12 protein-coding genes are annotated in these 13,020 nt (G+C 45.8%); 3 read left to right on the top strand and 9 right to left on the bottom strand.

All coding sequences use genetic code 11. The features are described from left to right. The first annotated feature begins 169 nt into the window (after positions 1-169). Positions 170-1,048, top strand: a complete 879-nt coding sequence (locus tag LY387_RS21500) for a LysR family transcriptional regulator (protein WP_234497810.1) — start codon at positions 170-172, stop codon at positions 1,046-1,048. Positions 1,049-1,290: 242 nt separating this feature from the next. After that, positions 1,291-1,968, top strand: a complete 678-nt coding sequence (locus LY387_RS21495) for a cation transporter (RefSeq protein WP_234496254.1) — start codon at positions 1,291-1,293, stop codon at positions 1,966-1,968. A gap of 30 nt (positions 1,969-1,998) precedes the next feature. Here the strand turns inward: LY387_RS21495 and LY387_RS21490 are convergent, their stop codons facing one another. Both LY387_RS21490 and yddG read right to left on the bottom strand, forming a co-directional pair. Next, entirely contained in the window at positions 1,999-2,703 is a 705-nt protein-coding gene (locus LY387_RS21490) for an START domain-containing protein (RefSeq protein WP_234496253.1), read from the bottom strand. Between the two features lie 68 nt (positions 2,704-2,771). Further along, positions 2,772-3,689, bottom strand: a complete 918-nt coding sequence (yddG, locus tag LY387_RS21485) for an aromatic amino acid DMT transporter YddG (protein WP_234496252.1) — start codon at positions 3,687-3,689, stop codon at positions 2,772-2,774. 204 nt (positions 3,690-3,893) lie between these two features. Between yddG and LY387_RS21480 the strand changes: the two genes are divergently transcribed. Beyond that, entirely contained in the window at positions 3,894-5,426 is a 1,533-nt protein-coding gene (locus LY387_RS21480) for a phospholipase D family protein (protein WP_234496251.1), read from the top strand. Between the two features lie 69 nt (positions 5,427-5,495). On the opposite strand, the gene LY387_RS21475 is transcribed toward LY387_RS21480, so the two are convergent. From LY387_RS21475 to LY387_RS21445, 7 genes are all read right to left on the bottom strand, one after another. Next, positions 5,496-6,308 (bottom strand): nitrate- and nitrite sensing domain-containing protein, encoded by an 813-nt coding sequence (locus LY387_RS21475; protein ID WP_234496250.1) that lies wholly within the window; start codon positions 6,306-6,308, stop codon positions 5,496-5,498. 13 nt (positions 6,309-6,321) lie between these two features. Continuing rightward, positions 6,322-7,428 carry a methyl-accepting chemotaxis protein gene (locus tag LY387_RS21470; protein ID WP_234496249.1) on the bottom strand — a complete coding sequence of 369 codons (1,107 nt, stop codon included), beginning with the start codon at positions 7,426-7,428 and terminating at the stop codon, positions 6,322-6,324. A gap of 271 nt (positions 7,429-7,699) precedes the next feature. Beyond that, a complete protein-coding gene (locus tag LY387_RS21465) occupies positions 7,700-7,852 on the bottom strand; it encodes a hypothetical protein (protein WP_128650681.1) in 153 nt (50 codons plus the stop codon). Positions 7,853-8,026: 174 nt separating this feature from the next. Further along, complete coding sequence (locus LY387_RS21460) at positions 8,027-9,178, bottom strand: arginase family protein (RefSeq protein ID WP_031494544.1); 1,152 nt, start codon at positions 9,176-9,178, stop codon at positions 8,027-8,029. 164 nt (positions 9,179-9,342) lie between these two features. Continuing rightward, positions 9,343-10,911, bottom strand: a complete 1,569-nt coding sequence (locus LY387_RS21455) for a hypothetical protein (RefSeq protein WP_234496248.1) — start codon at positions 10,909-10,911, stop codon at positions 9,343-9,345. Positions 10,912-10,972: 61 nt separating this feature from the next. Continuing rightward, positions 10,973-11,749 carry an AraC family transcriptional regulator gene (locus LY387_RS21450; protein WP_234496247.1) on the bottom strand — a complete coding sequence of 259 codons (777 nt, stop codon included), beginning with the start codon at positions 11,747-11,749 and terminating at the stop codon, positions 10,973-10,975. 140 nt (positions 11,750-11,889) lie between these two features. Further along, positions 11,890-13,014 (bottom strand): multidrug effflux MFS transporter, encoded by a 1,125-nt coding sequence (locus LY387_RS21445; RefSeq protein WP_234496246.1) that lies wholly within the window; start codon positions 13,012-13,014, stop codon positions 11,890-11,892. Positions 13,015-13,020: the final 6 nt, after the last annotated feature.

Genomic DNA, 13,020 nt, shown 5'->3' with positions numbered 1-13,020 from the left:
ATTCATTTGCAAGTGCTGAACACAATATAAGCACTACATTTTAATCCTTAATGACTACGCATAGATTAAACCAGAACGCCAAGCAATTCCTAGTGTTATCTTCGTATTCTTTGGGACTCGTGCTATGATTTTTATTCCTTTGTTTTCGGGTGTTTGAGTGGCAATGTCGATTAATCTTTCCCAAATTGAAGCCTTTTGTGCCGTTGTTAACTCAGGCTCTGTGTCTGAAGCAGCGCGAATGCTGAACTGTAACCGTACTAAGCTCAGCATGGCGATCAAAGCACTTGAGAAAGATCTCGATACTGAACTATTTGTTCGTACTGGCAACAATGTCACTTTGTCAGAAACAGGGAAGGCCATCTTCAAAGACTGCGACAACCTACTGGTCACTGCGGCACGAATTCGACAAACGTGCGCACAAGTGTCAGGCGATTTTGCAACCGAACTTCGCATTGCTCACGATGACAGCCTACCTGATAAGGTTTGGCAGGATCTCACCATAGAGCTTAACCAACGTTACCCTGCTATTTCACTCAATATTGTTCTCGCCTCTTCTGGCGATCTCGCTGATATTGTCGAAAAGAAACAAGTCGACTTTGCCTTTGGTGTCGATTTTGAAAGGCAAGGTGACCCAAGGCTCACCTACCAACCACTTGGTAAGATTCGAATGATGTCGGTATGTCGCGCCGACCACAAACTATCGAACTTGCCTCGGGTCTCTGACGAAGTATTACGAGACGAAATGCAAGTATCTCTTGCCTATCTAAACCTACGTGATAACCCGGAGTTACTGCCTTTCTCATTGAAATACATCGGCTTCTCGAGTTTTGAATTTATGCTCAAGACCATTATTTCCGAAGGTGCTTGGGGGGTATTGCCTGAACCACTGATTCGTCAGCTTCTGCGCGAGCAAACACTTTCAGTGATAAAGCATACCTATGGTCTAACTCAAGAAGACTTCAGTATGATTGCCCCTTCAGGGATGTCTGAACATCCAGCCATGACTTGGCTTGCTGATCAAATCAGCGATTACCTCTTCACTTTCTAGTTATATCGCCAAGTCACTCTGCACTTAAAATACTCGGCGTGATGGTCAATATCACATATTTTAAATAACCACATCAGTGGGTGCCACGATTCTTGACAGCAAAAACAACCATGTAACTCATTGATATATTTAAACAAGAGCACTTCCTTCACTCCAACACAGTTCTTCCATCGACAGTTAAAGTTTGAAAGTTAATCACTGCGGCGAAACAATAGACTCAATTCAAACAAAAGGTAAATCCCATGTCTTCGCAAAAGCAACACAACGAGTCTTCCGTATTGAGAGTTTCAGCCATTATCGCAACTGGCTTTGCTGTCGCAGGGCTTGTCGTGGGTGTGCTTATGGGCTCGCTCGTCATCGCCTTTGACGGTGTTTACTCATTAGTAAGCTTGCTGTTAACTTTATTGTCGCTGGCGGCAGCACACCAATTGAAGAAACCAAAGAGCCAAGCGGCTAAATATGGTCGTCAAACCGTAGAGTCGGTTGTTATTGCCATCAAAGGTCTCGTTATATTAGTGATCGTCTTGGCGTCTCTATACTCAGCGATAAGCTCGATGTTCACCGGTGGTCGTCCAGTGGATACTACCGTCGCCACCATTTTTGGATTGTTTAACGTATTAGGCTGTTCGTATGCTTGGTGGTATATCTCTAAGCAAAACAAAGTACTGTGTGCAAACCTGATCGAAGCTGAGACGAAACAGTGGCAGATGGATACACTATTAAGTTTTGCGGTAATGGCGGGCTTTATCACCGCTTGGGGACTAGAACAGTCACCATGGTCACACCTGAGTGTCTATGCGGACCCAGTGATGATGATTTTGATTTCGGCATACTTTATTAAAGTACCAGCGTTTATGTTGATCGATGCGTGTAAGTCTCTGTCTCAAGCTGACGATGTCAACTACGCACGTAATTCTTAATGCTTGATTGAGACTGACGCTTAGTAGGCTTTAGTCTCTAACATTCGGATGAGAGAGATGTTGGTATCCAGCAATCTCTCTCTTCAATCCTCTGAAGGTCTCAATGGCGCCTTCTACTGTAAGCTGATTTGCCAGCCAATCTGGCAAAGCCCCGCCCACATCGGCAAACGCCGTATACACCACAAAGACGTCTCCATCAGATAACTTAGTAAGCTCCCAACGCGCTCGCACTTGGGTAATTCGTATGTAATCAGGTTGCTGAGCTAAATACTCAGTGGCATCGCTAATCTCTAGCACAAATCGACGACCTGATTGGTAATAGCGCGAATAGGTGACCATATCACGATTTTTGGCAGGCCAAGGGCCGGCGAAGGTTGTGTAGACCACATTTTCATTGGCAGAGAGCTGGGCCAGCACCTTGGTTTGTTCTACATTATGAAGCCACCGAGGAACGTTTTTTGTATCCTCAAAGAGTCGCAGAAACGCGGCAAAAGTCGTTGTCATATCCGCATGAACGCGAATCTCAATTAGGCCATCTTTGTGTTCGCGCTTATAAAGCGTCACCGCATCTTGGTTATAGCTGACGAGCCAAGGCTTTCCGCTTGGCGCTGCAAACGCGTTATGACTGTAAAGACTTATTCCAGCACCTAAAACGACCAACCCAATTGCTTTGACAAAAAGTCGGTGCTGACAATACCTCAACCAACCATTATGTCTCTGCTGAACACACTCCATTTACCTCGATCCTATTTTTTATCGTAATATCCCTCTTACGACAGTAGAACCAGATAAGATTGCTGTGCTTATAGAGCCGACGCCTCTTCGTGCTCAGGTTTCTCTCTCGTTGCCCATGCGCACATTAACGATCCCAAAGTCACCAGCGCAACGCCCTGCCAAAAAGATTGAGTCAACGCGACAGATAAATAAAACGACGAAAACAAGGTGGAAAACACAGGTGTAAAATATGAGAAAGTCGCAATCAAAACCATGTTACCGCCGATGATCGCCTGATTCCAAAGCGCATAGCCCGCACCCATCACAACTCCCGCAAGCACTAAGGTAGAAACCGACGAAAGGTTGAATGCCATTTCTCGCTCATTGCTAAACGCATAATGAACCCAGAGCGTTATGGCTGTCATCGCGAAAAACACCACAATCGCATTCTTGCCACCGCTCATTGTCGGGGTGATGTTGCAGTAGAGTGCCCAAATAAAGGCTGCAGAAAACGCCATGCTGTAGGTAATCGGATTCGTTGCAATATTGCTTTTAATACTTTCAATCGACAACGTCGAGTCACCCGAGATACACCACACTACCCCTATGAAGGCGAGTATCACGCTCGGATAGACAAGGATATTCACTTTGCGGCCGCTACTAAGCACAGCAAACAACACAGTAAGAGCCGGCCACAAATAATTAATGACTGCCATTTCCATCGCCTGCTGACGGTCATTCGCCATTCCCAATGCTAGTGCCAATAAAATTTCATAGGCGACAAACAAAACACCACCAAATAGCAAGTAACGTGTATTAAAGTCACTCAGCCTCGGAACGCCCATGACCAAAGCGAGTGCAAGTGTACTCACGGTGTACATTAAAGCCGCGCCGCCAATGGGCCCAAAAAGCTCTGCGATATCTCGTGTCAATGCCATAACGCAGCTCCACATTAATATCGCCATCACACCAAAGAGCGTGTATTTATTACTTCCCAACCCGGCCATTTATACTCCTAATATCCAGCTCACTAAATCTGGTTCAATCCGTTATAAGTAATTGTTATGCAACCTTGTCGCTTTCGATTAGGCTATACTTATTTGCTATGAAATATGTCAGTAAAAAGGCGAACGATTCAGTGCAAATTAGCGCTTGAGTCGTTACACTCTCGCTGCATTTTTAGAACTCTATTAAATACCAGCACTTTAACTATGCCCAATATTTTGTCTATCAAAAAATTCTTCGTTTTATCTCTTATCATCGCGTTAAGTGGCTGCGTCTCGTCCAGCATTGATCCGAGCCGATACGAAAAAGAGAGCTCTTACACCATCATCAATGCCGAGCCGACTCGACTTGATGAACTATTCAAACGTGAGGTCTCCTCGCATTCTCTTACCGAAGAAACCGGGTTTTATCCATTAGACAAAGGGCACGATGCCCTGCTAGCTAGGCTCGCTATCATCGAAACCGCTCAGTCGAGCATTGATGTCCAATACTATATTTTCCGTGACGATGAAGCGGGGAACCTCATTGGTTGGCGTTTATTTGAAGCCGCAGAACGGGGCGTCAGAGTACGTTTACTTCTCGATGATATGCAAAAGTACGACGACCAAGATTTGGTTAGGTTCAGCAGTCATCCAAATATCGAAGTACGCATGTTTAATCCACATCACCTGCGCTCTGCTCGTAGCATTTCGATGTTGAGTGACTTTGAACGCCTCAATCACCGCATGCACAATAAGTCGCTTACGGTAGATGGCATCGTCTCCATTATCGGCGGCCGTAACGTAGGGAACGAATACTACTCCATCGAATCCAACGTCGAGTTTGCCGATCTTGATTTACTCATGGTCGGTAAGTCAGTACGTCAGGTTAATCGTCAATTCGATCTCTATTGGAACAGTGACTACAGCATTCCCATCGAATGGATAACACCTATTGAAGAACACTACACCGACGCCGATGTCGATAAATGGGTACAAGAGCTCGATTTGGAAGCTAAGTTTTCTGGAGGCACTTACGATTTTGCCAAGTTGCCGTTGTACAACGACCTCATCAATGGAACGGTAAAGCTCTACTGGGGTATCGGTGAGCTGCTTTATGATCTTCCCGACAAACCCGATAGCAAGCAAAGTACACTTATTGATAGCCTCAACTCTGTTCTCGAGGATTCTGAAACCTCGTTAGTGTTTATATCTCCTTATTTTGTACCTACAGAACAAGGAACAAAGGAGCTCGTCGCTGCAGTACAGCAAGGGCTCGAAGTGATTATCATCACCAACTCTCTGGCATCAAACGATGTATTCGCCGTACATGGTTGGTACGCAAAATATCGCGAAGATTTAGTCGAGGGTGGCGTACAGCTTTGGGAGGTGAAATCCAATGCAGAGATTAAGAAAAACTGGAGTTTAACAGGCAGTAGCCGATCCAGTTTGCACACCAAAGCGATGATCATTGATAAGCAAAAAGTTTTTGTTGGTTCTATGAACCTCGACCCGCGCTCTGCACATCTCAACACAGAAATGGGAGTCGTGATTGAACAACCAGAATACGCTCAGAAGGTTTATCGTAACCTTATTGATGAAATTCCAAAAACAGCTTACGAAATGAAGATGGAAGATGGCGATCTCGTTTGGTTTGATCATACCACCGGAGAAACACTGACATCTGAACCAGAAGCAAGTATCTGGCGCAGAATGGGCGCGTGGTTTAGCGGTATTTTGCCGATAGAGGAACAACTATAAACCTCTGATAACATTCATTGCCTCTGAGGTTTTTACGCCTCAGAGGTCAAAATCGCTGGACAATCCAAATTAAAGGAGTTCACTTAGTTTACTCACTCGCTCATCAAAGACACTAAACACCTCATCCAACGCCGCCGTCGCATCATCAAAATACTCTAACGCAGCGACGCTTGGGATCACGATGAGCACCTTGTTTTCTATCGTGCTAAGAAGTTTTTTCACCGTTGGATAGTCGGAGTGTTTTTGCGCAGACACAAAGTTATGAATGGACTCGTGTAGATACTTCAAACGAATTCGCTCGACACTCGAACATTTTGACTTCGCAGCGACACCCGTCCCCAACGCACGTGCCTGGCCGACACATTCAGCCACTTTCAGTAGGTCCTTCCAAAGCGCCGCTACGGACTCCCCATCTTTTTGGGGCAACTCAGCTAACCGATAATGCTGCGCACACTCCTCTACAGACTCAAGAACCGCTGCGAGTAACTGATTGTGAGTAGCGAGATTTTGTTCCGCTGACCACTGCCTATAATGAGATTGAACTGCAGGCCATTTATCTTCGACATGACGCCAGCTGCTCGTACCCCGAATCGGCTCATCGAGTGTGGCTAACGTTTGCAGGTGGCGATTGATGTCGCTTTGAAGCGATGGCAAACGGGATTGAAGTTTATCGTCCCCACAAAGCACTCCATTGGTAATGCCTCGGTGTTGCTGAATAGTCGCGAGCAACTGTCGAAGCGTGGTGAGGTGCTGTAAGCCACCCTGTCTGGTATTTTGAATACTATTGTAAGTACTCGCTCGCTTCCAAACTATCGACCCTAAAATAAGCAGAACTATAGAAACGCCCGCGATAATTGGTAGGTTTGTCAGTATCGTGTCCATATTCATTGACTCCTTACGCAGTTAGCTTTTCGAGATGTTCGGCAACTTGGGCATTGTCCGCTGCCGTTTCGGCATTATGCTTTGCGGTAACGGCAACCTGCTCCATGTTGCTGGAGATCTCCTGAATCGCGATCGCTTGTTGTTCTGAGGCAGCCGATACGCCTGCGACCTGGTCAGTGATCGATGCCATAGAGACTTTCATCTCCTCTAACGTCTCTTGTGCCACCAGCGCTTGATTGGTGCAACGGCTATTACCCTCTCTCACTTTCTCAACCATTGCGGTCACATCACTCATGCTACTGGTCACCTGATCAACATGAGAGGTAATCGCATTCGCAGATTCATGACTTCGCTTAGCCAACCGCCTAACTTCTTCCGCCACCACGCTAAATCCGCGTCCATGTTCGCCTGCTCTCGCCGCTTCTATTGCAGCGTTCAGAGCAAGGAGGTTAGTTTGCTCAGCAATATCACGGATAAACTGTGACATTTCAGATACGGTGGACAAGTGGCTCTCTAGCGTCACTATGCTGCTCGCGGTAAATCCAACTTGCTCTTCAACTTTCTCAACACTTGCTTGAACGCTCACTAACGCTTGATTTCCTTGTCCGCACAAAGCATTGCCTTGCTCAATCGCCTTCAGTGTTTGCTCAATACGACTCGACACATCCTCAATACTTTGCGAGATTTCGGTGGCTGCCGACGCTGATGACAACGTCGAGTCCGCTTGCTTGTCACTGTCCCTGGCTGCATCCACGGCATTACTGGCAAGCTCCTGCGCGCAAAATGCCATCTCTGAGCGCATAGCTTCTGCCTTTCTTAGCTTTCTAGACATCATTTGAACGACGTCATCAATGGCATGAAAACTCGAATAAAGTAACGCTATTGAGCTTGGAAGTGTCGGCTCTTCGCCACCCTTCATCTGCACCATATACTCATTAAGTACACGAACTTCTCGGCTTAAGGAAAACAGTAAAAGTGTTGATAGTGCTGCAGTTAGGAATAGCAGCACCATACCAAGTTGATTGGCTTCAAAAGCAAGTAGTGCTACCGATGAAATCAAAGCTAATGTCAGCAATACATTGACGCTGTTCAACGATGTAGCACGTAAGATAAGTATCATCTCTCCCCTCCCTGGCTAAAGACTCGCTCTCTTTATGTCTATGATTGAACTGCAACATTCATTCCAGTCGACGCGAATAGGGTGAAATAGTGCTGAGACTCAATAGTATTAGCGCTTGTAGTACATTCGAAGATTGCACACCTACGATGCAGGCATGGTTTAAAAGAGGGGCAACGCACCAAGAGAGTGCAGTATACTGATAGTATTAAGAATTAAATGAAAATGGCGACCATTGGGTCGCCATTTAAAAAGAAGAACTAAGCAGTAAAGATTACGCTTTTTGTAGGTCTTTTGCTGGGTAAGTTAGAGACATGCCGTCTACTTCTACACGAACGTAGAAGCCGCCACTGCTCAAACCAGTCACGACCATTTTACCTAGATCGATACCTTTAGTTGCAACTACAACATCATCAATAGCAAACATTTTAAACCCTTAATTGGAAAATAAGATTAACAGCAATCTTTCGGGCGCTATTGAAGCAAAGTTGTTTAAGTATCACTAATCTGATTTTTTGTCGTTTGCATCAATTTTTGTTATCAAGCAGACATAAAAAAACCACCGCAAAAAGCGATGGTTTTTATAATCAGTGCAGTAAGATTACAGCGATACAGAACCAAATGCTTGGTGCCATACTGTGTGACGGTTTTCGCCGCCGTTTTCTTTCTTACGCTCTTCTGCTAGCCAACAAAGTAGTTCCCAACCAAAGCCAGCTGCGATGATGCCGTCTTTATCTGTTGGATCTGTGTCTGGCGTGTATTCTGCAATATCAGCACCCACAAGACGTACTTTACCTGAAGCCTTCACTTTACGGATGATGTCGTAAACCTGAAGGTGAGTCAGACCGAATGGATCTGGGCTCGAGTTTGAACGACAGAACGCAGTATCAAGTGCATCTAGGTCAAACGTGAAGTAAACCGGACCACCATCGCCACAAAGTTCGATGATCTTGTCTGCTACTGCATCCACGCCTTGCTCATAAACTTCGTTAGTCGTGAAGCCAGTGGTACCAAATGCGATGTGGTTACCTTTCACCAGCGCCGTTTGACGACCACGCATACCAATCTGAACTGTGCGCTCTGGATCCGCTAGACCTTCAGAGTACAGTTTTGGTAGCCAGTGACCTGATGTGTATGGGTAATCAAAGTCAGCACGCGTTGATAGGTCGTAGTGCGCATCGAAGTGGATAACGCGAAGTGGACCGTACTTCTCACCGAGTGCACGCATCGTTGGGTATGGGATTGTGTGGTCACCACCGAAGATAAGTGGCGTACAATCTTTTTCAACAACCATGTGGTGAAGAAGTTCAGTGAGCTGCTCAACTTCTGCTTTCAGCTCAAACTGGCCTAGGCTGTCCCAGTTACCGTAATCTGAAACACGACACCATTCGAATGGGATCTCACCGTTGTCACCAACCGTACCCATACCCATTTTACTTAGGTGGCGTAAGCGTTGTGGTGCGAATTTGTGTGAAGAACCAGTAGGAGAACACTTCTCAATACCCATACCGTAGATAACAACATCTGTGTTATCTAGATCTTGAGAGAATGGCGCTTGGTAGAAACCTAGGTAGTCTTTGTTGATAAAGCTCATCTGTTCGATGCCTTTACCGCCACCTTGCTCTTTAACGCGAGCTAGATAAGCTGCGACTTCTGGATCTAGGTTATCTGCTGCAGATACGTTTTCCCAAATGTGCTTATACTTTGCTACTTTTTCTGGGTCGATTGCTGGCCATTTTTTTACGTTAGACATGATATTGCCTCTCTACTTGGTTGATATGGCAATACTAACGTAACAATTCATGGCCCAACAGTAACAAGGGGTACACTTTACTTTAGTAACATACGTAAATTAATCAGTTTACGTTGAACTTGAAAATCAAACTATTCAATACGTTGTTAATACAGCTCCCGTCACTATCGCACGAGTACTTGCCGTGCTTTCTCAAGTGTTTCGCACAGTGATTCATCCAGAATCATCACTTTCAATAATTGTTCAGAGATCCTCGGAAGCTCTGATACCATGCCATTCGCCTCACTCCAATGCTGCTCAGCAAACGCGTAGTGCCCTGTCACTTGATAAATTAACGCCAATAGAATGGTTTGCAGTACATTGCCTTCCACGTAAAACAACTCGATGCTTTGCAAAGCCGCATCCATATCCTGCTGTCGAATCGCATTCAGCGCTTGGCTTAGTTTGAGCCAGTTTGGGAAGTACTCATCTTTACCCAACAGATCAGTCAGAATTCGAATGCCGTAGTCAAAATTACCCGACAGACAAACCAGCCAACCTGCAGCACCTATGGTGTAGTGTGAATTTGGGTTAAGTTGAATAATACGCTCTGCGCAACTCTTTACTTTTTGTTCGTTGTTCGTCAGTAGCGCCCACCAAGCTTGAGCCAAAATCACTTCACTATCATGTGGGGAGAAATCCAGAGCTTTTGCTACCAGCTTTTCACAACGCTCAATCACTTGCTGTTGGTCCATAATGCCAAACAACAAAGCGTCACAATATAACTGTGCCAACGTCGCCAACATTCGTGCATCATTGGCATAGCGCTCTGACGTCAAGTCTTCATATAGCGCAATCATGTCCTGCAAACTTTCTTGGCTCATTTTCGTGAGATACTCAAGATAAAAAAGCCTGGCTTGATAGTCATTCAGCACCGTCTTGTCGTGGTGCTTTATGGCTTGAAACTCATGCATCGAGATAACGCCATATGAGGAACCAATCTTGGTTGCCATCTTTTGTACTATGCGCTCTTGTTCCCCAAGCGAACCAAGTTCACCCATCAACTCAAAACGTTCGCTCCATATTTGGATCCCCTGATCGGTCTCACTCAACGCAATGGTTATGCGAGTAGACATGCTATTTCGTCTCACCGAGCCTGAAATCACGTACCTAGCCCCGAGCAAACGACGCAGTTCGCTAAGCGATATTGATCCTTCTGATACTTCTTGAATCCGAAGCGGAGAGAGTACCGCCAATTGATCAAAGCGACCCAAAGCGTGGTTCAACTCTTCTTGCAGTGAGTTTGTTAGATCCACGCATAATTCGTCTTGGCTTGTAAGAGAGAAAGGTAAAACCGCGATGGTTGGGTAGTGAGTATCAGGCAGTGTTGGCTCTGGTAAGTAGCTGCCATTTAAAGACAATATTGGCGTATAGCTTCGCTTTGGCAGGTCTATCTTCACCTCGCAGTTAGGGTTATCCTCAAAGAAGACCGCGAGAGATTTTCTTAACTTGGTTGCAAGCATTCGCACCATAGGATCACTAGATTGATCGAAACTAGTGGGCTTTCCAAACAATTCGGTGGCAATACCATACTGTGTCAGCTCGTCACCCAATCCAGCCTCTGCCTTCTCCACAATATATCGCAAGAACGCAACGAGCTTGGGAGAGGAATAGAACAGTGGATGAGACACTATTTTTTCTAGCGTGTTTTGAAGTTGCTGCTCGGTGAACGGCTTAGAGTCTGTATTGGACATACTGATTTTGAACAAATGAGTGCATCTCAATAGTTTATCATCTCAACAATGCATTCCAACTTTACTGTCCTTCTCCCACGTATTTGCCCGGTGTTTCACCCGTTTGCTGGCGAAAGAACGAGACAAACGCACTGTCACTCGAGAAGTCGAGCTCACTAGCAGTATCGGCGACACTCTTCCCTTCTGAAAGATATTGAATCGCCATCAATAATCGCCATTGCTGACGCCAACTTTGGTAGGGCATTCCCGTTTCTTTAGTAAAGATGCGCGTGACTGTTTTGGCACTAGCACCGACCGTAAAGGCAACTTGGTTAAGCGGCTGTGGCTGATAATGCTCACCTACCACCCCATCGAGCCATCGCTGCAACCGTCTGTCGCTCGGCAGCGGCAGTGCCATGTTCTCTTTGGGCGCAGCACTCAGTTCTTCAAAGAACAACGCCATCATGTTCACTTGCTCGCTTTGTGGTTTTTCCCACTCCCAAAACGCCATGCGTTCGATAAGCGCTCTAAGTAGAGGGTTAACAGAGAACACGGTGACCATATCGGGGACATCAACACAAAGCTCAGAATCAAAGTAGAGAGAGCGATACGCCACCACATTGCTCATTTTCGCATAATGCTCAATCCCTGCAGGGATCCAAGCTGCACGTGTCGGTGGCAATATACACTTTGCACCATCGAGGGATATCGACATACAACCTGAGGCAGCGAATAATAATTGATGCTTTTGATGATGGTGCATGCCAGAGTCATGAGTCCCGACGGTAGCAGCAATACCCACAACCGGATTCTCAATACTGTCAGCATCAAACCGAGTGGTTTCATCAATGATAGCCACGAATTCCCTCGCTCCTTTTAGTCTAATTCTATCAATAATATTATCGAGTTATGGACGAAATACCACTATTTACAAACCGAAGACTAAAAGTAAAAAAGCTCTCCGACATGCAGAGCGCTTTTAGTCGCCTTACCTTTGACTTAGTGCTTTTTACCTCTCATGGTGACAATCATCGTCAGTACACTGCAGCCGATCAGGACAGTACCCAGATCTTGTATTATTCCTGCTAAGCCCAAACCTCCACCAATCATTAAATAGTACATCAAGCCAAACACTGCGCCCGCACTGCCCGCTTGCTGTTTATAATCGGTCAACGCAACACTAAGCACGTTTGGAATCGCAATACCGAATGACATGACGACGAACATCATAGGCGCAACAAACCAGATTGAGTCGAGCATGGCAAATACGGCAATCGAGCCCACAGCAAGAAGCAGGGCTGCCACACCTAATAACGTTCGATGAGAAAAGCTTCTCGATAGCATCGCTTTGTTTACGTAGCTTCCTACAAGCGTACCTAAGCCTAAAACAATGCCACTATAGCCAAACTGCTGAGCGTTAAAACCAAGCTCTGCAAAGCGAAATGCACCTAGCTGGTAGTAGGAAAATAGAGCCACGTTATACAGTGCAACCAAAACGGCAGATTGCCAAATTTTTACATCCTTGATCATACGACCACTCAAACTACAGAGTTGTAGCGGCTGTTTTTGTTGCTGCGTTTCTGGCAGTTGAACTAAGTTATAAACGAAGAGCCCCAGAGCCATCACAAATAAGGCTAGGAACACGTACTGATACCCACCTGCTTGCGATAGCTGACCACCCAACAACATTCCAAGTACGGGGCTGATGGAAATACCCATCCCCATTAGACTAAATACTTTGGCTAACTCTTCGCCACGAAAAACATCGCGCAGCATGGTTTGAGTTACCACAGAGCCGACCGCAATACCGAATGCACTGACAGCCCTGGCTAACATCACAGTGGTGAAGTTATCGGCTTTCATAGCAACAAGTGCTGCTCCGCCATAGATAAACAAACCCAATAGCATTGTCGGGCGTCGCCCCCACTTATCGGCTAATACTCCCCAAACGACAACGCCAACTGCGAAAGCCGAAAAGTATATCGATAGAGTTTGTGCGGCTTGTGCGTAACTAACAGCAAATGATTGTGCGATTGAACCCAATGCTGGGCTATAAATGGTTTCCACTATCTGCGGAAACATCAGCATGACAACCATCAGCCATAAAGACGGTTTCGTTTTCATATTGTG

Origin of the sequence: Vibrio maritimus (genome assembly GCF_021441885.1) — a bacterium.
GTDB lineage: Bacteria > Pseudomonadota > Gammaproteobacteria > Enterobacterales > Vibrionaceae > Vibrio > Vibrio maritimus_B.
Note: the sequence above shows the minus strand (reverse complement) of the source record. Positions and strands in the feature narration are given on the sequence as shown.